This window comes from Geodermatophilus bullaregiensis, assembly GCF_016907675.1.
In the GTDB taxonomy this organism is placed as follows: Bacteria; Actinomycetota; Actinomycetes; order Mycobacteriales; family Geodermatophilaceae; genus Geodermatophilus; species Geodermatophilus bullaregiensis.
In genome coordinates, this window is record NZ_JAFBCJ010000001.1 from 2,869,879 (window position 1) to 2,889,952 (window position 20,074).

At 76.1% G+C, this 20,074-nt stretch carries 20 protein-coding genes; 6 read left to right on the top strand and 14 right to left on the bottom strand.

Translation table 11 applies throughout. The features are described from left to right. Positions 1-68: 68 nt before the first annotated feature. Positions 69-311, bottom strand: coding sequence for a hypothetical protein (locus JOD57_RS13600; protein WP_204692510.1), 243 nt, complete (start codon positions 309-311; stop codon positions 69-71). A gap of 88 nt (positions 312-399) precedes the next feature. Here JOD57_RS13600 and JOD57_RS13605 point away from each other — a divergent pair, with 88 nt between their 5' ends. After that, the gene (locus tag JOD57_RS13605) at positions 400-1,005 is read left to right on the top strand and encodes a dihydrofolate reductase family protein (RefSeq protein ID WP_204692511.1); all 606 of its coding nucleotides are present in this window, start codon (positions 400-402) and stop codon (positions 1,003-1,005) included. 430 nt (positions 1,006-1,435) lie between these two features. On the opposite strand, the gene JOD57_RS13610 is transcribed toward JOD57_RS13605, so the two are convergent. After that, positions 1,436-1,999: a dihydrofolate reductase family protein gene (locus JOD57_RS13610; RefSeq protein ID WP_204692512.1), complete on the bottom strand. Its 564-nt coding sequence runs from the start codon at positions 1,997-1,999 to the stop codon at positions 1,436-1,438. Positions 2,000-2,422: 423 nt separating this feature from the next. On the opposite strand from JOD57_RS13610, the gene JOD57_RS13615 reads away from it, so the two are divergent. Beyond that, positions 2,423-2,863, top strand: coding sequence for a VOC family protein (locus JOD57_RS13615; protein ID WP_204692513.1), 441 nt, complete (start codon positions 2,423-2,425; stop codon positions 2,861-2,863). A gap of 293 nt (positions 2,864-3,156) precedes the next feature. Here JOD57_RS13615 and JOD57_RS13620 read toward each other — a convergent pair whose 3' ends face one another. From JOD57_RS13620 to JOD57_RS26900, 6 genes are all read right to left on the bottom strand, one after another. After that, positions 3,157-4,584 carry a glycosyltransferase family 2 protein gene (locus JOD57_RS13620; RefSeq protein WP_204692514.1) on the bottom strand — a complete coding sequence of 476 codons (1,428 nt, stop codon included), beginning with the start codon at positions 4,582-4,584 and terminating at the stop codon, positions 3,157-3,159. Further along, positions 4,584-5,663 carry a HEAT repeat domain-containing protein gene (locus JOD57_RS13625; RefSeq protein WP_204692515.1) on the bottom strand — a complete coding sequence of 360 codons (1,080 nt, stop codon included), beginning with the start codon at positions 5,661-5,663 and terminating at the stop codon, positions 4,584-4,586. The genes JOD57_RS13620 and JOD57_RS13625 overlap by 1 nt, the downstream gene beginning before the upstream one ends. Further along, entirely contained in the window at positions 5,660-6,046 is a 387-nt protein-coding gene (locus JOD57_RS13630) for a response regulator transcription factor (protein WP_204692516.1), read from the bottom strand. Before JOD57_RS13630 ends, JOD57_RS13625 begins: the two co-directional genes overlap by 4 nt. Next, positions 6,043-7,638: a PAS domain-containing sensor histidine kinase gene (locus JOD57_RS13635; protein WP_204692517.1), complete on the bottom strand. Its 1,596-nt coding sequence runs from the start codon at positions 7,636-7,638 to the stop codon at positions 6,043-6,045. The genes JOD57_RS13630 and JOD57_RS13635 overlap by 4 nt, the downstream gene beginning before the upstream one ends. Then, complete coding sequence (locus tag JOD57_RS13640; RefSeq protein WP_204692518.1) at positions 7,635-10,136, bottom strand: ATP-binding protein; 2,502 nt, start codon at positions 10,134-10,136, stop codon at positions 7,635-7,637. Before JOD57_RS13640 ends, JOD57_RS13635 begins: the two co-directional genes overlap by 4 nt. A 263-nt stretch (positions 10,137-10,399) precedes the next feature. Then, the gene (locus tag JOD57_RS26900) at positions 10,400-11,152 is read right to left on the bottom strand and encodes a MerR family transcriptional regulator (protein ID WP_204692519.1); all 753 of its coding nucleotides are present in this window, start codon (positions 11,150-11,152) and stop codon (positions 10,400-10,402) included. A gap of 109 nt (positions 11,153-11,261) precedes the next feature. On the opposite strand from JOD57_RS26900, the gene JOD57_RS13650 reads away from it, so the two are divergent. Next, positions 11,262-12,173, top strand: coding sequence for a haloalkane dehalogenase (locus JOD57_RS13650; protein ID WP_204692520.1), 912 nt, complete (start codon positions 11,262-11,264; stop codon positions 12,171-12,173). Positions 12,174-12,192: 19 nt separating this feature from the next. Here JOD57_RS13650 and JOD57_RS26905 read toward each other — a convergent pair whose 3' ends face one another. Beyond that, positions 12,193-13,038, bottom strand: a complete 846-nt coding sequence (locus JOD57_RS26905; protein ID WP_204692521.1) for a helix-turn-helix domain-containing protein — start codon at positions 13,036-13,038, stop codon at positions 12,193-12,195. A 27-nt stretch (positions 13,039-13,065) separates the two neighbouring features. On the opposite strand from JOD57_RS26905, the gene JOD57_RS13660 reads away from it, so the two are divergent. Continuing rightward, positions 13,066-13,542: a VOC family protein gene (locus tag JOD57_RS13660; RefSeq protein ID WP_204692522.1), complete on the top strand. Its 477-nt coding sequence runs from the start codon at positions 13,066-13,068 to the stop codon at positions 13,540-13,542. Positions 13,543-13,558: 16 nt separating this feature from the next. Here JOD57_RS13660 and JOD57_RS13665 read toward each other — a convergent pair whose 3' ends face one another. From JOD57_RS13665 to JOD57_RS13675, 3 genes are read right to left on the bottom strand one after another with little or no spacing between them, the layout of a single operon-like run. Next, positions 13,559-14,404 carry an ABC transporter permease gene (locus tag JOD57_RS13665; RefSeq protein WP_204692523.1) on the bottom strand — a complete coding sequence of 282 codons (846 nt, stop codon included), beginning with the start codon at positions 14,402-14,404 and terminating at the stop codon, positions 13,559-13,561. Continuing rightward, positions 14,401-15,369 carry an ABC transporter ATP-binding protein gene (locus JOD57_RS13670; protein WP_204692524.1) on the bottom strand — a complete coding sequence of 323 codons (969 nt, stop codon included), beginning with the start codon at positions 15,367-15,369 and terminating at the stop codon, positions 14,401-14,403. The genes JOD57_RS13665 and JOD57_RS13670 overlap by 4 nt, the downstream gene beginning before the upstream one ends. A gap of 42 nt (positions 15,370-15,411) precedes the next feature. Next, positions 15,412-15,804, bottom strand: a complete 393-nt coding sequence (locus JOD57_RS13675; protein WP_204692525.1) for a hypothetical protein — start codon at positions 15,802-15,804, stop codon at positions 15,412-15,414. Positions 15,805-15,879: 75 nt separating this feature from the next. On the opposite strand from JOD57_RS13675, the gene JOD57_RS13680 reads away from it, so the two are divergent. Beyond that, a complete protein-coding gene (locus tag JOD57_RS13680) occupies positions 15,880-16,437 on the top strand; it encodes a TetR/AcrR family transcriptional regulator (RefSeq protein WP_204692526.1) in 558 nt (185 codons plus the stop codon). Here the strand turns inward: JOD57_RS13680 and JOD57_RS13685 are convergent. After that, positions 16,418-17,881: a sensor domain-containing diguanylate cyclase gene (locus JOD57_RS13685; protein WP_204692527.1), complete on the bottom strand. Its 1,464-nt coding sequence runs from the start codon at positions 17,879-17,881 to the stop codon at positions 16,418-16,420. The two genes, JOD57_RS13680 and JOD57_RS13685, sit on opposite strands and share 20 nt — an antisense overlap. A 61-nt stretch (positions 17,882-17,942) precedes the next feature. Further along, positions 17,943-18,542 carry a TMEM165/GDT1 family protein gene (locus JOD57_RS13690; protein ID WP_307824671.1) on the bottom strand — a complete coding sequence of 200 codons (600 nt, stop codon included), beginning with the start codon at positions 18,540-18,542 and terminating at the stop codon, positions 17,943-17,945. Between the two features lie 338 nt (positions 18,543-18,880). On the opposite strand from JOD57_RS13690, the gene JOD57_RS13695 reads away from it, so the two are divergent. Further along, on the top strand, positions 18,881-20,029 hold the full coding sequence (locus JOD57_RS13695; protein WP_275582420.1) for an MFS transporter: 1,149 nt from the start codon (positions 18,881-18,883) through the stop codon (positions 20,027-20,029). Positions 20,030-20,074: the final 45 nt, after the last annotated feature.

Genomic DNA, 20,074 nt, shown 5'->3' on the forward strand with positions numbered 1-20,074 from the left:
GTAAACCGAAGTGGCCGGGAGCGGCGTGCTCTGGGCCCGGCCTGCCGAAGCGTCCCTCAACGGGCCGCTCAGGACGGGAGCTCCGGCTCAGTCTCAGGTCGACCGGCGGGGAACTGCCAGCATCGCCCGTTGCGACCGACGACGACCTCGCCGCTGTCGGTGACGCGTGTGTCTTCCGCGCCGTGACGTTGACCATCCGGCGGCCGATCAGGAGGGTGCCACGACACCAGGACCTCGTCGTCGCCGATGCGGACCCTCACCTGCTCCATGTCGAGATCCAGCTGCTGGAACTCGGGGCGTTGCAGCGTCATGGGTTTCCTCGTCACCCCACCGCGCGGCCGATGAGCTTGCGGCTCCCGGCCGGTCCAACCTCGTGACACCCGAGGAAAGGACACCGTCATGTCGGAGCTTCTCGTCGACTTCATCACCTCCCTCGACGGCTGCGCATCAGGAGAGGGGTGGCCCGGGTTCTGGGGCCTCGAGGGCCCGGAGTACCTCGCATGGCTCGGCGAGCAACCCGAGGTCACCTACCTCATGGGAGCCAACACCTACCGCCTGATGTCGGGCTTCGCCGCCGGCGAGGTCCCGGATGGCCAAGCCGAGTTCAGGCCCGAGGAAGAGGCGTCCGTCGACGAGCTCACGCGGGCGTCCAAGGTGGTGTTCTCCTCCTCACTCGAGGAGCCACTGACGTGGGACAACGCCACGCTCGTCCGCGACGACGCCGTCGAGGCGGTCCGCGCCATGAAGTCGAGTGGCTCGGGACTCCTCAGCACGATCGGCAGCCTCAGCCTGAGCCGGTCCCTGCTCCGAGCCGGACTCGTCGACCGCTTCCGGGTCGGGATCTTCCCGGTGATCACCGGGGCCACGGGCGCAGAACGCATCTACGACGGCTATCCCGACGTCGCCCTCGAGATGATCGAGCACCGCACCTTCGACGGCCGCATCCAGATGGTCGAGTACAAGCCACGCGTGCTCGAGCACCCGCCGCTCGGCGCCCCTGCGTGACGTCGCCCCGCCCGCCGGCCTGGACGGCCGCCGGCAGCACAGACCGCGGTCGACCGGCTCGGTCATGAGACAGCTCCGCGTCCGACCTTCTTGCTCAGCGATGATGGCGCCTGTCTCGTCCGCAAGCGCGGCCATCGCCGTCTGATGGAGCACCTCGCGCCGGCGCCGTCGCCCTGACTCCGCACCGGACGACACCCGCCCGTACCTCGGGGAGCGTTGGTCCCGAAGGCTGGAGGCGTTACCCCAGGTGCCCCGGAGTGGGCCGCTCCGGGACAGTCCGCTGGGCTGCCGCCGTCACCTGTCTGACCGTCCCGTCAGCGGCGACCTCCTCGACGACCTGGCCATCAGGGACATGCGCCCCGCAGGGGATCCCCTGACGGCCACGCGATCCTCGGGTGGCCCGAGCCCGCGCCGATCCGAGGTCGGGTGTTCACCGCCTGGTCTGGTACCTGGTCAGGAGCACGCCGCCGGGGAACGTCCGGGTCTCCACCAGGTCCAGGTCCACCCAGTTGTCCAGGGCCGTGAAGAACGGCGTGCCGCCGCCCACCAGGACCGGGTGGGTGACGATCGCGTACTCGTCGATCAGCCCGGCCCGCATGGCCGCCGCGGCGAGGGTGGCGCCGCCGACGTCCATCGGACCGCCGTCCTCGGTCCTGAGCCGGGTGATCTCGGCAACCGCGTCGCCGGTGACCAGCCGGGCGTTCCCCTCGACCGCCCCGGTCGTGGAGGAGAACACCACCTTCGGCATGTCCCGCCAGCGGCGGGCGTACTCGATCTGCGCCGGTGTGGCGCCGGGCTGCTGGTCAGCGGTCGGCCAGTGGGAGCTCATCGCCTCCCACAGTCTGCGCCCGTACAGCGCCAGGCCCGTCGCCCCCACCCGGTCAGACCACCACTGGAACAGCTCGTCGCTCGGCACGCTCCAGCCGAGGTCGTCGCCGGGCGCGGCGATGTAGCCGTCCAGGCTCAGGTTCATGCCGAAGGTCAGTCTCCGCATCGCGTCAGACTCCCTGTGAGTCGGTGTTCGGCGTACGGACCGGCACGGCGCGGAGAGGTCATCGGTCAGGCCACACCGAGGGCCGGTTGACCACCGTCCGATCTCGATGAGCCGTCCCTCGATCACGTCCGAGGCCGACGGCGGGTCCGCGAGCCCGTAGAGGGTCTTGACCCACTCGTCCTTGGTGAGACGGAGCGCCTTCCCCTCGACCTCGATGCGCCGTGCCTGCGTGGTCCTGCCGGTGCCCGGCAGTCCCACGGTCAGGAACGGAGCGGGTCGCGTCGTCATAGCCTCCTCATCCGAGCCGTCTCTTCGGCATCGCTGACGTCCGCTCGTGCCGCTCCTCGCGCGCTCTCAGCCTCACTCACGGTTGGCGGCACGCTGTCGACCGGCCAGCACGCTGCAGCACTAGCGTGCGATCCCGTGCCCATCAGAGTCGACAACGTCGCCATCGCCGTCCGCGACCTGGAAGCTGCGATCGCCTTCTTCACCGACCTCGGCCTGACGGTGCTCGGACGTGCACGGATCAGCGGCGAGTGGGCTGACACCGCCGTCGGTCTGGACGGCAACACCGCCGACATCGCCGTGCTCCAGACCCCCGACGGCAACGGTCGCATCGAGATGTTCCAGTACGTGCACCCGGAGGCGATCGAGGCGGAGCCCGTCCAGCCGAACACCATCGGCATGCACCGCATCGCCTTCACCGTCGACGACATCGACGCCGCCCTCGAGGTCGCCGCCAGGCACGGCTGTCACCCGCTCCGTGGGGTCGCCACCTACGAAGACGTCTACAAGCTCACCTACCTCCGCGGTCCCAGCGACATCCTCGTGATGTTCGCCGAGGAGCTGCAGAAGGCGCACTGACCACGAGTCCCACGGTCCGCGCCCGCTCCCGCCGGTCGAACGAGCCTCCTCGGCCCAGGCGCAGGACGGGACTGTCCCGGAAGGCGGACCCTGAGCGGTGGTGCAGCAGCTGGTGGACGTGCGCGGCCACCGGCGTCCCGCAGGACCCGTCGGATGACCGTCTCCGCAGGGGTGCGTCGACCGGGACGCCGGAGGCGCCCGACCGGAGGACGGCACCTCCCGGTCGCTCGCGCGACCACTGCGGCCCCATCCCGCCTCGGACGGCCCAGCGGCCGGATCGCCGACGGGGCCTCCTATGCCTCGACGGTGGTGAAGCCGGTGCGGGGCATCGCCGTCCACACCGGGTCGCGGCGGGCGAGGGCGGCGAGCAGCCCGCGCAGCCGGTACCAGGCGTGCAGCTGCCGGTAGCCGAGGTTCTCCACGGCGCCGGCCAGCAGCAGCGCGCGCAGGTCCCGGCCGCTGCGGTACCGGTGGAAGGTGAACTCCTCGACGGCGACGACCGACGTCGACACCAGCACCCCGAGCGCGAGGGCGACGGCGACCATGAGCGCGGCGGTGCCCGGGTCGAGCAGCCCGAGGACGGCGGCCACCGCCACCGAGGCGAGCCCGGCGATCTCCACCACCGGGCCGAGCAGCTCGAAGACCAGGAAGAACGGCAGCGCGAGCAGGCCGACCGCGCCGAAGCGGGGGTTGCCGACCATCCGGCGGTGCTTCCACAGCAGCTGCGCCAGCCCGTGCGACCAGCGCTGCCGCTGCCGGCCGAGCACCGACCAGGTCTCGGGCACCTCGGTCCAGCAGACGGTCTCGGGGACGAACACCATCCGCGAGGGCCGGCCGGCGCGGCGCAGGTGCTCCTGCAGGGTGACGACGAGCTCGGCGTCCTCGGCCAGCGACCGCGGGTCCAGCCCGCCCACCTCGACGACGGTGTCGCGGCGGAACAGCCCGAACGCGCCGGAGATGATCAGCAGCGCGTCCGCGTCGGCCCACGTGGTGCGGCCCAGCAGGAACGAGCGCAGGTACTCCACGGCCTGGATGCGCACCAGCCAGCGGCGGGAGAGCCGCGGCTCCACGACGGCGCCGCGGTCGGTGAGCGCGGCGTTCGCCGTCCGGATCACCCCGCCGGCGCCGACGACGTGCTCCGGGTCCTCGATGAAGGGCCGGGCCACCTTGAGCAGCGCGTCGGGCTCCAGCAGCGAGTCGGCGTCGACCATGCAGACCAGCGGGTGCCGGGCCAGGTTGAGCGCGACGTTGAGCGCGTCGGAGCGGCGCCGGACGCTGGTCTTGCGGACGACGGTGAGCGGGTCGCCGGTGGTGGCCCGGTGCACCGAGAGCACCTCGCCCTCGACCGGGGTGTGCGCCGTCCACCGCGGGGTCACCGGGGTCAGGCCGTACCGCTCGGCGACGAGGTCGAAGGTGCGGTCGGTGGAGCCGTCGTCGACGAGCACGACCTCGACCAGCGGGTAGCGCTGCGCGAGGACGGCGGCGAGCGTGTCCAGGACGCCGGCCTCCTCGTCGTGGGCCGGCACCAGCACCGAGATGCCCGGCGTCAGGGGGCTGGCGAAGACGCGGTCGAGGCCCTCCGAGCCGGCCCAGCGCAGGTTGGTCACCACGCGGCGGGCGCCGACGAGCACCAGCAGCAGCATCGAGGTGTCCAGCAGCAGGACGTAGCCGAGCACCCCCCAGTTCAGGGTGGTGACCAGACCGGTGAGCGCCTCGCGCATCACGCCGCCGTCCGGATCCGGGCGTCGCGGGGGCGCGGTCGGTTGGACAGCGCCGCGCGGGCGGTCTCACCGACCACGCCGGCGCGCCAGGCGTGCGCGGCCAGCCGGGCGCGGCCGTCCTCGCCGGCGCCGGCCAGCGCGTCGGCGCACGCGGCGCGCACGGTGTCGTCCCCGCCGGCCACCGCGGCGGCGAGCAGGTCGATCGCGGCGTCGTCGCCGATGCGGCCCAGGGCCTCGGCGGCGGCGCGGCGCAGCGCCGGCCCGGCGGTCGCGGCCAGCGCGGCGCCCAGCGCCGGGGTGGCCGACGGGACGCCGATGCGGCCGAGCGCCGTGGCCGCGCTGCAGCGGACGGCGGCCGGGCGGCGGGGATCGGCGAGCAGGCCGAGCAGCAGGGGGAGCGCCTCGACGTCGCCGTGCAGGCCGAGCAGGTCGGCGGCCAGCGCCTGGGCGGCGGGGGAGGGCGGGTCGGTGACGGTGGCGCGCAGGTCGGGCAGCACCGGGGTGCCGAGGTCGAGCAGCGCCATGCCGACCACACCGGCGGGCACCCGGCGGGAGCGGGCCAGCGCCCGCAGCAGCGGGCCGGTGGCGCGGACGTCGCCGGCCTTGCCGAGGGCGCGCGCGGCGGCGCAGCGGACGTCGGCGGCACGGTCGGCCAGCAGCGCGGTGAGCGCGGCGGTGTGCCCGGGGTCGGCGGCGTTGCCGAGCAGGGTGGCGGCCCGGCCCCGGCGCCACGGCGCGCGGGCGGTGAGCTCGCCGGCCGCGCGGGCCACCACGCCGCGGCGGACCAGCAGCCGGCCCAGCGCGGCACGGTCGGCGCCGCGCAGCTGGGGGAGCAGGTCGAGCACCAGGTCGTCGAGCGGTGCCGGTGCGGCCTCCAGGCCGGCGAGCGCGTCGGCGCCGTCCTCGTCGTCGTCGAGGGCGGCGTACACCAGCGGGGTCAGCTCGGCGCGGCGGCGCTCGTCGCGGGCCAGCCGGCGGCCGCGGCGGGCGTGCTCGACGGCGACCGCGGCGAGCAGCAGCAGGACCGCGCCGGTGAGGACGAGCGTCGCCACCAGCGCCGCCGACGTCAGGGTGGTCACGGGGCCAGCGCGCCGGGCGGCAGGGCGGCGGTGACCCGGCTGACCAGCTCCCGCGGGCTGAACGGCTTGACCACGTAGTCGGTGGCGCCGGCGACGAAGCCGCGCTCGACGTCGCTCTCCTGCGCCTTGGCGGTCAGCAGGATGACCGGCACGCCGGCGACCGCGGGGTCGGCGTCGGCACGCAGGGCCGAGCAGACCTCCAGGCCGTTCATCCGCGGCATCATCCAGTCGAGGACGACCAGGTCCGGGCGCAGCTGGCGGGCCGCGGCCAGGCCGGCCTCGCCGTCGGACTCGACCGAGACGCGGGCACCGAGACGGCCGATCTTGAAGGCGACCAGGCTGGCGATGGCGGGGTCGTCGTCGACGACCAGGACGTGGGTCACGCGGGGCTCCCGAGGAGGTGGGGGACGGCGGCCGCGGCTGCGGACGCCGGGAGGCGGACGGTGAAGACGGCCCCGCCGGGACCGGACTCGGCGGCGACGGCGCCGCCGTGCGCGGTCACCGTGTGGGCGACCAGCGACAGGCCCAGGCCGGTGCCGGGCAGCGCCTGCTCGCCGGCGTGCGCGGTGCGGAAGAAGCGCTCGAAGACGTAGGGCAGCTCCGCGTCGGGGATGCCGGGCCCGGAGTCGGCCACGGCGAGGACCACGTCCCCGCCGTCCCGGGTGCAGGAGAGCCGGACGGCGGCCCCGGCCGGGCTGACCGTCGCGGCGTTGGACAGCAGCTCGGCGACCACGCCGCGCAGCCCGGCGGCGTCGCCGCGCACCCACGCGGGGCCGGTGAGCGCCGGCACCAGGCGCTGCCGCCGGCGGGTCAGCTGGCCGGCGACGTCGGCGGCCGCGGCCTCGGCGACGGCGGCCAGGTCGACCTCGGCGTCCTCGGGCGCGGACGGCGCGCCGGACTCGATGTGCGCGGTGGTCAGCAGGTCCTCGATCAGCCGGCGCAGCCGCTGGGCCTCCCGCTCGACGGTGGCGAGCATGAGCGCCTGCATCGGGTTGAGCGCCCCGGCGTCGCCGTCGAGCAGCACCTCGATGTTGCCGAGGATCCCGGTCATCGGCGTGCGCAGCTCGTGCGAGACGGCCGCGACGAAGTCGCCGCGCAGGGTCTCCAGCCGGCGCTGGTGCTCGGCGGCCCGCCGCTCGCCGGCCAGGGCCTCGGTGAGCGCGCGGTGGGTGGCCAGCTCGGCGGTGGTGTCGCGGAGCATGAGCACCAGCTCGGTGCGCACCGTGCCGTCGGGGGCGGTGGCCGGCACCGGCGGGGAGCTGGCCGCCGACACCGGGACGCGGGTGCCGTCGGCGTGCCGCAGCCAGGTGTCCACGACCAGGTCGGTCTGCCCGTGCAGCGCCCGCTCGACGAGGTCGGCGAGCTCGGCGCCGACCAGGCCGTCGGCGACCGCGGTGGCGGCGAGGTCCCGGCCGAGCAGGTCGGCGGCCGCGCGGCCGGTCAGCCGGACCAGCGCCGCGTTGACCCGGCTCACGGCGACCGGCCGGGCCGCGGCGCCGACGAGCAGCGCCATGGGCGTGGGGGCGGCGTCGAACGCCGTCCGGAACCGCTGTTCGCTGCTGCTGAGCGCGGCGTCGCTGGCCCGGGCCCGGACGACGTCGCGGCAGGTGAGCAGCACCGCGGGTGCTCCGTCGGGGCCGGCGAGCGGCGCGGCGGCCATCTCCCACACCGCGGTCGGCGCGCCGCTGACCTCCGCGTAGTCGACGACGAACTCGGCCTGCTGGGGGCGGCCGGCCAGCGCGGCGCCCACCAGGGCGTCGACGTCGTCGGCGAAGGAGGACAGCACGACCTCGCGGACCGTGCGGCCGAGCACGTCGCCGGCCGTCAGGCCGCGGCGGGTGAGCCAGGGGCCGTGGCAGAGGACGAACCGGTGGGCGGCGTCGAAGACGCACACCGTCAGGTCGGGCACCTGGTCGGCCAGGGCGGACAGCGCCGCGAGCCGGTCCGGCAGCCCGCGGCCGGGGGCGGCGGTCACGAGGCCCGCCGGAGGGGAGCGGCCTCGGCGAGCCCCGAGGTCAGTGCGGCCGCGGTGGCCACGAGCCGGTCGGCGAGCCGGGCCAGGCCCGGCTCACCGGGGGTCGCGGCCCGCTCCTCGACGGCGGCGGCGAGCGCGGCCAGTGTGCCGGCACCGAGGGTGCCGGCGCTGCCACGCAGGGCGTGGGCGGCCGCGGCGACCGCCGGCCGGTCGTCGGCGGCGACGGCGGCGGCCAGGTCGGCGACCAGGGCCGCCGTCCGGTCGCGGAAGGTGGTCAGCAGCGAGGCGCGCACGGGCGCGGCCTCCTCGGGGTCGACGTCCTCGAGCAGCTCGTCGAGGCGGGCGCGGACGGTGGACAGGTCGTCGTCGACCGGGGTGCCGGGCGGGGCCGGCGGGGCAGCGGGTGCGGCGGCGCCGAGCTGGTCGAGCACGGCCTGCAGCTCCGCGGGGGTCCAGGGCTTGGGCAGGAAGCCGTCCATGCCGGCCTCCCGGTAGCGGGCGCGGTCCTCCAGCAGCGCGCTGGCGGTCAGGGCGACGACCGGGATCCGCGGCCGGCCGGTGGCGGCCTCCTCCGCGCGGATCCGCCGGGTGGCCTTGAGGCCGTCCAGGACCGGCATGTGGCAGTCCATGAAGACGGCGTCGTAGCCGCCCCGGCGGACCGCCTCGACGGCCTGCGCGCCGTCGGGGACGACGTCGACGGCCAGGCCGCGGGCCTCGAGGGTGAGGCGGGCGACGACCTGGTTGACCTCGTTGTCGTCGGCGACGAGCACCCGCAGGCCGGTGAGGGCGGGGGCGCGCCCGGCCGGGACGTCGGCGGGCCGGGTCGCGGGCCGGGCCTCGGGCAGGGGCAGCTCGACGCGGAAGGTGGTGCCCCCGCCCGGCGTGCTGCAGGCGGTGATCCGCCCGCCCATCCGCTCGACGAGGCCGGCGGTGATGGCCAGGCCCAGCCCGGTGCCGCCGAACCGGCGGGTGGTGGAGGCCTCGGCCTGGGCGAAGGGCTTGAACAGCCGGCCCAGCTGCTCGCCGGTCATCCCGATGCCGGTGTCGGTGACGGTGAGGACGACGGACCCGGCGTCGCCGTCCACGGTGAGCGTGACCCCGCCGGACTCGGTGAACTTCACCGCGTTGGACAGCAGGTTGCCCGCCACCTGGCGCAGCCGGACCGGGTCGCCGGTGCGGTGCGGGACCAGCCCGGGAGCCGGCGCGACGACGAGGGCGAGCCCGCGGTCGGCCGCGGCCGCGCGCACCGGCAGCGCCGCCTCGTCGAGCACCTCGCGCAGGTCGAGGGCGACCTCCTCGAGCTCCAGGGCGCCGGCCTCGACCTTGGCGCTGTCGAGGACGTCGTTGACGATCCGGAGCAGCGCGCGGCCCGACCGGTCGGCGGCCGCGGCCCAGTCGCGCTGCTGCTCGTCGAGGTCGGTGTCCAGCAGCGCGGTGGTCAGGCCGAGGACGCCGTTGAGCGGCGTGCGGATCTCGTGGCTCATCGCGGCGAGGAAGGCGGACTTGTGCGCCCGGGCCTGCTCGGCGAGGCGGGCCTGCTCGTCGGCGCGGGCGCGGGCCTGCTCGAGACCGGCGATGAGGCGCTGCCGCTCGTCGCGGTGCAGCGCGATGACGAGCGCGACGATCCCGGCGACGACGACGTAGGACTGGGCCAGGCCGGCGCGCAGCCAGGGGTCGCCGATGGCGAAGGGCCCGCGGCCGACGAGCGTCATGGCCACGACGAGGACGCCGGCGAGGGTGACGTAGCCGGCGGCGGCGGTCGGGTCGAAGCGCAGCGCCAGCCACATGCCGAAGGGCAGCAGCGCGAACGCGAGCGGCACGGGCGTGTGGACGCCGAGCACGACGACGTAGGCGGCGGTGGTGAGCACGGTGAGACCGGCCAGCTCGGCGAACCGCCTGCGGCCCAGCGGCTCGTGGACGGTGCGCGGGTCGAGCAGCAGGAGGGCCAGCGGGGCGAAGACGAGGATGCTCGCCGCCGTGCGCACGGTCCAGGTGCCCATGGCGGGCGCCAGGGCGGCCCCGTCGAGCAACCAGAGGCCCACCGGGCCGATGGCGGCCGTGGCCAGGGCCGCCCCGAGCGCGGCGACCGTGAGCGCGCCGAGGTCGGTGGACCGGCGCAGTCGCCAGACGGCGGCGCCCCACCGGCGCTGCAGCCCGGCGAACAGCGCGCAGGTCACCACCGCCTGGACGGCGTTGGCGATCCCGAGCACCGCGGCCGCGGCCGGCCCGACGCCCGTCGTGGCGTTGACCAGGACGGCGACGACGGTCAGCACGGCAGTGTCGACCACCAGCCGCCGGCGGTGCGCCCAGGAGGCGGCCAGCCACAGCACCCCCGCGGCCGCCGCGGGCCAGACCAGCGAGAGCTGCGAGCCCTCGAGCCGGGTGGCCCGCCCGAGCAGGCTCGCGGCCGCGTAGACGGCCGCCGCGCCGAGCGTGACGACCGGCCACGGCAGGCGCCCGGCGAGGCCCCGGGGACCACCGGGGCGGAGGTGACTCACGGGACGACCATCGGCACGGCGGCGGCCGGGGTGAAGCGTCGTGTCCAACCAGATGACGAACTGCCCGATGGCCGTCCCGCGCCGGTCGACAAGTGCCCCGGGGTGGATCCCACCGACCCGGACCGCTGCACCCGGGGGTGGAACGACGGTCCGGGACCCCAGGGGGCTGGACCGCGGCTGGACCCGCTCCCGGGCGCGCGACCGGCGGTCTCGTGGCGATCAGCCGTCGATGGCCACGAGACCGCCGGTCCCGACGGTGGGTGTCAGCCCTGGCGGGCGGCGTTGGCCTGGACGGCGGTGCTGACCCAGTGCGCCAGCCCGGGCGCGCGCTGCTCGTAGTGCGCCGTGAACCGCTCGTCCTCGACGTACATCCGGCCGATGCCGGCGTGCATCTCCGGCGAGCAGTCGTAGAAGTCGCGGCTGATCTGCTGCCGCGCCTCCTCGGCGAGGTCCATCGCCTGCGGCGAGTCCGGCGCGACGCCGGCCCGCAACGCCGCGGCCATCCGCGCCTCGACGTCCTCGCCCTCGGCCTTCACCCGCACCCAGTCGTCCTTGGTGTAGGCGCGGGTCCTCCGCTGTGACTGCGCCCAGGCCTCGGTGTCGCCCCAGCGCTGCTCGGCCTCCGCCTCGTACTCCTCGGGCAGCCAGTCCCCGAACAGCTCGAACTTCTCCTCCGGGGTCAGGTCGATCCCCATGTGCCGTGCCTCCATCTCCTTCTCGACGGCCGCGACCATCGCCTGCGTCCGCTCCAGCCGGTCCTGCAGCAGCCGGTGCTGCCGGCGCAGGTGCTCGGCGGGGTCGGCGGAGGCGTCGTCCAGCAGGGTCGCGACCTCCTCGAGGGCGAACCCGAGCTCGCGGTAGAGCAGCACCTGGTGCAGCCGGTCCAGGTCCGCCGCCGAGTAGCGGCGGTACCCGGCCGCGGTGCGGCCCGACGGCGACAGCAGGCCGATGCGGTCGTAGTGGTGCAGCGTGCGCACCGTGACCCCGGCCAGCGCGGCCACCTCTCCCACGTTCACGTGGTCCTCCCTCCCTCCCTGACGTCACCGAGTGCACAGCCTGACGTCGCGTCAGGGTCAAGCCCGTTCCCGGACGGCGGGGGCGCGGTGCCGGTGTGAGGATGCCGGGGTGGCCGCCCAGGACGATTCCGCCGCCGACGACAGCGTCTCGCCCGAGGACCCCTTCCCGCGGCAGCGGGTGACCGTGCGCGGGACGGAGATGGCCTACGTCGACGTCGGCGAGGGCGATCCGATCGTCTTCCTGCACGGCAACCCGACGTCGTCCTACCTGTGGCGCAACGTCATCCCGCACGTGCAGCACCTGGGCCGCTGCCTCGCGCCGGACCTGGTCGGGATGGGGGAGTCGGGCAAGCTCCCCCACCCGCAGCGCGGCACCTACTCCTTCGCCACCCACGCCGCGCACCTGGCCGGCTTCCTCGAGGCCGTGGGCGTGGCCCGGCGGGTCACCTTCGTGCTGCACGACTGGGGGTCGGCGCTCGGCTTCGACTGGGCGCACCGCCACCCCGAGTCGGTGCGCGGCCTGGCCTTCACCGAGGCGATCGTCAGCCCCCTGACCTGGGCCGACTGGCCGGCCGCCGCGCGCGGCATCTTCCGCACCATGCGCGGCCCGGACGGCGAGGCCGCGGTGCTGGGGAAGAACGCCTTCGTCGAGCGCATCCTCCCGGCCTCGGTGCTGCGCGGGCTGAGCCCGGAGGCGCACGAGCGCTACCGGCAGCCCTTCCGCGAGCGCGAGGACCGCTGGCCGACGCTGGAGTGGCCCCGGCAGCTGCCGATCGAGAACGTGCCGCCACTGGTCCGCGACGTCGTCGCGCAGTACGGGGTGTGGCTGCGCGGCAGCGCCGTCCCCAAGCTGTTCCTGAACGCCGAGCCCGGGTCGATCCTGACCGGCCGCCCGCGGGCGCTGGTCCGCAAGTGGCCGTCGGTCACCGAGGTGACGGTGCCGGGTTCGCACTTCGTCCCCGAGGACTCGCCGCACGAGATCGGCCGCGCGCTGGCCGGCTGGATCCCGACCCTGCCCTGAGCCGTCCCGGCGGCGGCGGTCAGGCGTCGGCGCGGGCGCGGGCCAGGTAGACCGACGGCGGCACGCCCACCACGGCGCGGAAGTCGCGGCTGAAGTGGGCCTGGTCGAACCAGCCCAGCGACGCTGCCAGGCCGGCCAGGTCGTCGACCCCGCCGGCGTCGATCGTGGCCGCGGCGTCCTGCAGCCGGTAGCGCGCCAGCACGGCCTTGGGGCTGACGCCGACGGAGCCGGCGAACAGCCGCTGCAGGGAGCGGGTGCTGGTGGCGGCGAGCGCGGCGACCTGGTCGACCCGGACCAGCGTGCGGTCGGCGGCCATCCGCTCCAGCAGCGCCTGCAGCTCCAGGTGGGCCGGCGCCGGGTCCGGGGCCAGCGGCGCGAGCGCGGCGTCGAGGACGGCGGCCCGGGCGTCGTCGTCCTCCTCGGCCAGGACGGCGTCCAGCAGCGCGCCGGGGTCGAGGCGGGGGGCGGAGAGTGGGGCGGTGCTGTCGCGGGCCGGCTGCCGCCCGCCGAAGGCGACCCAGCCGCCGGGCCGGAACTTCGCCGCCGTCACCCGGCCGGCGCCGGCCAGGTCGACGGTGAACCGGCGGGTGACCACGCCGTGCAGCAGGACCGCCGGCAGCGCGACGCCGAACCGGGGCTCGGTGCCGTTCTCGACCGACAGGTTCACGCTCGGGTGGCTGAGCACCTCCGAGCGGAACGGCGGCAGGCCCGTCCGGTCCCAGCGCACCGACCAGTAGCGCTCGACGAAGGGTTCCAGCGCCGGGTGCACCGGGGCGTCGCGGCGCAGGCCGGTGACCCGGGCGGTCGCCGCGGGCCGCAGCACGCCGCGGGTCGTCGGGGCTGTCGCGTTCGTGCAAGACGCCACGGCCGGAGCGTAGGCAGGCTGGCCGACATGGCGATCACGAACGGCCGTCCCGACGGCTACACCACCCTCACCCCGTTCCTCGTCTGCTCCCCGGCCGGCGAGGCGATCCGCTTCTACGGCGAGGTGTTCGGCGCCACCGTGGTCAGCCGCACGGACGGGCCCGACGGGACCGTGCCGCACGCCGAGCTCGACCTCGGCAGCGGCCGGCTGCAGCTCGGCGACCCGGCCGAGCAGTACGGGCTGGCCGCGCCGGCCCGCGAGGGCGACCGGGTGAGCAGCTCCACCTGCATCTACGTCGCCGACGTCGACGCGGTGTTCGCCGCGGCGGTCGAGCGCGGCGCCACCGTGCGCGAGGAGCCGGCCACCTTCGTCACCGGCGACCGCTTCGCCTCGATCCACGACCCGTTCGGCCACCGCTGGGCGATCATGACCCGCGTCGAGGACGTCAGCCCGGAGGAGACCGAGCGCCGACTGTCCGAGTGGGCCTCCTCCGGCGGCCTCTGACCGTGCCGGGCCCTCCTCAGTCCAGTGCGCGGCGGCGGAACCCGACCAGGCCCAGGACCCCGAAGACCACCAGGAACCCGGCCAGCGCCGCGGCGCAGAGCCCGAGCGGCAGGTGCGGCACGTCCGGCGCCATCTCCGCCCGCAGCGCCTCGCTGACGTAGGTGAGGGGGTTGACCGCGCACACCACCTGGAACCAGCGCAGCTGCTCCAGCGCCGGCCACGGGAACTGGGTGGAGCCGGTGAACAGCAGCGGGGTCAGCACGACGGCGAAGACGACGTTGATCCGGTTCGGCTTCACGAACGTGCCCATGACCATCCCCATGGAGGCGCCGACCAGCGACCCGAGCACGAGGAAGGCGGCCAGCAGCGGGACGTCGGACCAGGTCACCGGCAGCGAGCCGAGCACCCACCAGCTGATCGGGAACATCACCAGCGCGGCCACCAGCGCCCGCAGGGTGGAGAACACGATCTTCTCGACGGCGACCAGCGCGGTCGGCAGCGGCGCGAGCAGCCGGTCCTCGATCTCCTTGGTGAACGAGAAGTCGATGACCAGCGGGAACGCGGTGTTCTGCAGCGCGGTGAGGAAGGCGGCCAGCGCGACGACCCCGGGCAGCAGGACGTCGGCGTAGGCGGCCGACGTGAAGCCGAGCTCGGTGAGCACCTTGCCGAAGACGAACAGCAGGAAGACCGGCTGGAGCACCACCTGCAGGACGAACGTGACGAACTCGCGGCCGGTGACGAAGACGTCACGCCACAGCAGCGCGGTGAAGGCCCGCCACACGCTGGGCCGGGCGGTCCGCGGCGCCACCCCCCCGGTGGCCGGGGGGAGCGGGACCGCGGCCCGGGTGGTCTCCGTGCTCATCGCAGCTCCCGTCCGGTCAGGCTGAGGAAGACGTCCTCCAGGCTCGGCTCGCCGATCCGCACGCCGGTCAGCCGGGCGCCGCGCGCGACCAGCGTCTCCGACACCGGGCCGACCGTGGTCGCGGCGTCGGCGGAGAGGTAGAGGCGGGCGCGCAGGCCGGCGGCGTCGGCGACCGGCTCCACCCGCTCGGCCTGCGGCAGGGCGCCCAGGGCGGCGAGCACCGCCTCGTCGGTGTCGCCGGCCGCGCGCTCGACGTCGACGTCGAGGGTGGCGCTGCCGGGCAGCGAGCGGGTGAGCGCGCCCGGCGTGTCGAGGGCGAGCAGCCGGCCGTGGTCCATGATCCCGACCCGGTCGGCGAGGGCCGCCGCCTCCTCCATGTCGTGCGTGGTGAGGACGACGGTCACGCCGTCGGTCCGCAGCTCGCGCACCCGCTCCCAGACGAACAGCCGCGCCTGCGGGTCGAGCCCGGTGCTCGGCTCGTCGAGGAAGACCACCTGCGGCGCGTGCATGAGCGCCCGGGCGATGAGCAGCCGCTGGGCCATGCCGCCGGAGAAGTCGTCCACCCGGTCGCCGCCGCGCTCGCCCAGGCCCAGCCGGCCGAGCAGCTCGTCGGCCCGCCGGTTGCGCTCGGCCCGCCCGACGCCGTGGTAGGCGGCGTGGAAGACGAGGTTCTGCCGGGCGGTGAGCGAGCGGTCGAGGTTGGACCGCTGCGGCACCACCGACAGCCGGCCGCGCGCGGTGACCGGGTCGGCGGCGACGTCGACGCCGGCCACCCGGGCGCTCCCGCTGCTGGGCAGCACCCGGGTGGTCAGGACGCCGATCGTCGTCGTCTTGCCCGCGCCGTTGGGGCCGAGCAGGCCGAACACCTCACCGCGCGCGACGGTGAAGGAGACCCCGTCGACGGCGTTGGTCGGCCGCCCCGGGTAGCGCTTGACCAGGTCGGTGACCTCCACGGCGGCGTCCATCTCCCGCGATGGTGCCACTCCGCGGTCGCCGGCTGCGGCGCGTCATGCCGGGGGCGCAGCGGCCCTCGCCCGGGCCGCCGCGTCGACCGTGGGCACCGTCCCGGTCGACGGCACCGCGGAGTTGCCGAAGCTGGACAGCCGCGGTGCCCAGCGGCGCATCGCGGTCCGGTGCGGATCGGTCCGCGCGAAGGTCCGCATCGCGGCCTCGTCGTCCCACCACGAGACGGTCGCGAACGAGCGAGCCAGGGGCTGGGCGCGCAGCACCGCCGCACGCGCCCCCGGGGAGCGGGCGACCTGCCGCAGGATCGTCAGCGAGGTGGCCATGAACGCGGGCACGTCGCGCAGCCGGCGCAGGTGCAGCTCGGTGTAGAGGACCGTGCCCGGGCCGTCGAACGCGCGGCGGGCGGTCCAGGGCAGGTCGGGGATGACGGGCATCGTGGCCTCCTCGGCGACTTAACAGGTGTAAAGCAACGGTAGACCCGCGACTTAACGCATGTAAAGTCCCTTTTCGTGGCCCGGGACCTCCGCAGTGACCTGCTCGCGGCGGCGCGCGCCCTCGTCGAGCGGACCGGCGCGGTGGAGACCGTGTCGCTCCGGGCGGTCGCGCGGGAGGCGGGCGTCAGCGCGCCCGCCGTCTACGGGCACTTCGCCGACCTCGGCGCCCTCCTCGACGCCGTCGTGGAGCAGGGCTTCACCGATCTCGTCGCCGCGGTCGGGGCGGCCACCGACGGGGTCCCCGATCCCGTGGAGCGGCTGCTGGCCGGCTGCCGGGCCTACGTGCGGTGCGGACTGTCGGCGCCCGGCCGCTACCGCGCGATGTTCGGATCCCGGCAGGTGCCCGCCGGCGCGGTCGCGTTCGACGTCCTGGTCGGCGCCGTCGACGCGTGCGTGCACGCCGGCCGCTCGGCCAGCCGCGACCCGCGGGCCGACGCGACCCTGGTGTGGACGGCGCTGCACGGACTGGTCACCCTGTGGGCCGGCTGGACCGACCTGCCCGGCCCGGACCTCGACGCGCAGGTCGGCGCGCTGGTCACCCGCTTGGCGCTGGTCAGCGACGGGAGCGCTTGACCTCGTACATCGCCGCGTCGCCGCGCCGGAGCAGGCTGTCGGGGGTGTCCCCGCGGCGGGAGAGGGCCACCCCGGTGCTCGAGCGCAGCGCCGGGCCGCCGTCGGCCGGGGCGGCCAAGGTGCGCTCGATGCGGGCGACCAGCGCGCGGGCCACGAGCTCGGTGCCCGCGCCGGGGCAGAGCACCACGAACTCGTCGCCGCCGATGCGGGCCACGGTGTCGCCCGGGCGCACCGTGCCGCGCAGGACCGTGGCCATCCGCAGGAGGGCGGCGTCCCCGGCGGCGTGCCCGAGGGTGTCGTTGATCCCCTTGAAGCCGTCGAGGTCGCAGTAGAGCAGCACCGCGGCCAGCCCGTCGCGCTCCTGGGCGCGCAGGGCCAGCTCGACGCGGTCCAGCAGCAGCGCCCGGTTGGGCAGGCCGGTCAGCGCGTCGTGCAGCGCCGCCTCCCGGAGCCGGGCCTCCAGCTCGCGCTGGTCGGTGACGTCCATCGACGCGAGGACGGCGCCCGCCGGGCGGCCCTGCCCATCGACCACCAGCGCGCCCGAGGAGCGCAGCACCCGCAGGCGCTCACCGGGCCGGGCGATGGCGATCTCGGCGTCGTGCACGCGGCCCTCGGTGAACACCCGGGCCAGCGGCACCTCGTGCGGCTCCAGCGGGCGGCCGTCGGGCGTGCACAGGTCGAACGCCGTCGCGACGTCGCCGTACGGGTCCGCCGCGCCGGCCGGGCCCGGGACGTCGCCGTCGGCCAGGCCGTGCCACCGGCGGCCGACCCGGTTGCACAGGGTGATGCGTCCCTCGGCGTCCGCGGCGACCACGCCGACCGGCAGCGCCTCCAGCAGCGCCCGGGTGAACGCCTCGGAGCGGGCCCGGTCGGCGGCGGCCGCCTCGGCCTGCTCCCGTGCGGCGGAGCTGGCGACGGCGAGGTCGGCGAGCTGGGCGGCCTGCCGGCGCCGCTGCAGCAGGGCGACGACGACGGCGGCGAGGTCGGCCAGGCGCTCACCCGTCGCGGGGGCGAGGGCGTGCGGTGCGGTGTCGAACACGCACAGGGTGCCGACGAGGGCGCCGTCGACGACGAGGGGGGCGCTGGCGTAGGCGCGGACCCGGGCGTACCGGCCGTCCACCCAGGGGCTGGCCGCGTGGACGGGGTCGGTCGAGAGGTCGTCGTGCGCCCGGACGGCCGGCGCGTCGGCGTTCACCACCGAGCAGAGGGACTCCTCGCGCGCCGTCGTCGCGCCGGGGAAGCCGTGCGGCGCGATCTGGTGCTGGGAGCAGTCGTCGAGCACGTTGACGGTCGCGAACGGCATGCCGGTGACCGCGGCGGCGATGCGGACGACGGCGGCGAGCTCGGCGTCGTGGTCCAGGTCCTGGACGTCGAGGCCGGCCGGCAGCCGCGTCCGCCGGGCGCACGGGCCGGTCGCCTCGTCGGGGAGCGTCGGGACGGTCACGGGAGGGGCAACGGCGGGCACGGCCGGCCGCTGCAGCGCCCGCGCCGGGCGGGTCCCCCGATCAGGTGAGGGCGCGGACGGTCTCCACGACGGCGAAGACGGCGAAGACGACGAACAGCACCGCGGCCACCCGGCGGATGAGCGCGATCGGCAGCCGGTCGGCCAGCGTCTTGCCCAGGAAGACCGCGAGGCCGGACACGGTGAGCAGCGCCGCCCACGCGCCGACGAACACCGACAGCGGCTCGTCGAACCGGGCGGCCAGGCCGGCGGTGGCCAGCTGGGAGAGGTCGCCCCACTCCGCGGCGAACAGCACCCCGAAGGAGACGGCGGCCGCGCGCAGGAACGACGTCCGCTCGCGGGTGGCGGCCGCCTCCCCGCCGTCCTCCGGCCCCTCCGACGCGCTGCGCCACAGCAGCACCGCGCCGACGAGGAACAGCACCGCCACGACGCCGCTGACCAGCGCCTGCGGCAGCAGGCTGAGCAGGCTCCCGGCCGTGACCGCGATGGCCACCTGCAGGCCGAACGCGGTGCCGACGCCGACGAAGACCGGCAGGGGCGCGAAGCGGGTGGCCAGCACGAGGCTGGCGAACAGCGTCTTGTCCGGCAGCTCGACGGGCAGGACGAGGGCGAACGCGGTCGCGACGACCGACAGGACCAGCACTCTGAGGACTCTCTTCCGCTCGGCACCGCCGGGCGGAAGCGGGTGCCTCCGACCGGCAGCGGCGCACACTGCCAGGCCGAAGGTCTCGCCCACCCACGCCGGGACGTGGGCCCACTGACCGGGCGGCCACCGCGGTGGCGCGCCAGCGTGTCGACCAGCGGACGGGGGGCTACTCCCCTTCTCGGCCGCCGAGCCTAGCCGACGGGGGCGGAAATCCCGCTGCGCGACCGGGTGAGCCCGGTTACCGTGCGCCCGTGCCGTTCCGTTGACGCCCCGTCCGCGAGCCCCTCCCCGCCCCGGCCCGGCCCCTGGCCCGCCTCGCCGTCGCCTGGACCGCGCTGTCCGGGCTGGTGCCGGTCTACCCGCTGTACGCGCTGCTCTTCCTCGACTCGGGGCTGTCCCCGGCGCAGGTGTCCGGGCTGTTCGCCCTGTGGTCGGTGACCGGGCTGCTCGCCGAGGTGCCGACCGGGGTCCTCGCCGACCGCTGGTCCCGCCGGGGCGCGCTGGTACTGGCCGGCGTCCTGGAGGCGGCCGGCTTCGCGGTCTGGACGGCGGCCCCGGGACCGGCCGGCTTCGCCACCGGCTTCGTCCTCTGGGGCGTCGGCGGGGCCCTGGTCTCCGGCGCGGCCGAGGCGCTGGTCTACGACGGGCTGGCCGCCGTCGGGGCCGAGGCGGTGTACGTGCGCGTCCACGGCGCGACGACGGCGACCGAGCTGCTGGTGCAGGTGCCCACGGCGCTCGCGGCCGGCGTGCTGGTGTCCGCCGGCGGCTACGCGCTGGTCGGGTGGGTCAGCGTGGTGGTGTGCCTGGCCGCGGCCGCGCTGGCCACCCGCTTCCCCGAGCCGCTCCGGACGGCCGGGGACGACGACCCGGCGTCGCTGCCCACGGCGGTGCGGACCGCGCTGCGCCGGCCGGGGCTGCGGCGGGTGGTGCTCGCCGTCGCGCTGCTCGGCGGCCTGGACGCGCTCGAGGAGTACTTCCCGGTGATGGCCCGCGACCAGGGCGTGGCGACGGCGGTGGTGCCGGCCGCCGTCCTGGGCGTGGCGCTGGCCGGGGCGGCGGGTGCGGCCCTGGCCGGCCGGGTCGGGCGGCTGCCGTCGCGGGCGCTGCCCGGTCTGCTGGGCCTGTCCGCGGTGCTGCTCGCGGCCGGCGCGCTAGGCAGCGGGCCGGTGGCGCTGACCGCCGTCGCGCTGTCCTACGGCGTGTACCTGGCGGTGCTCGTCGTGGGGGAGGCCCGGCTGCAGGAGCAGGCGCCCGCCGTCGTCCGGGCCACGGTCACCTCGGTCGCCGGCCTCGGCGTCGAGCTGGCCGCGCTGCTGGTCTTCGCCGCCTGGGCCCTCGGCGGCGCCCTCGCCGTCGCCGGCCTCTTCCTCGCCGTCGTCCCCGTGGTCGCCGTGACACTGCCGGCCTCCCGGCCGCCACCGCGACCAGGAGCCGTCCCCGCTCCCGGGTGCCGTCAGCGCGACGTCGGCACGTCGGGGAGGTGAGTCGCCCTGCCAGGCGGCGTGAGGGTGGGGGGCACCTGGCCGCGG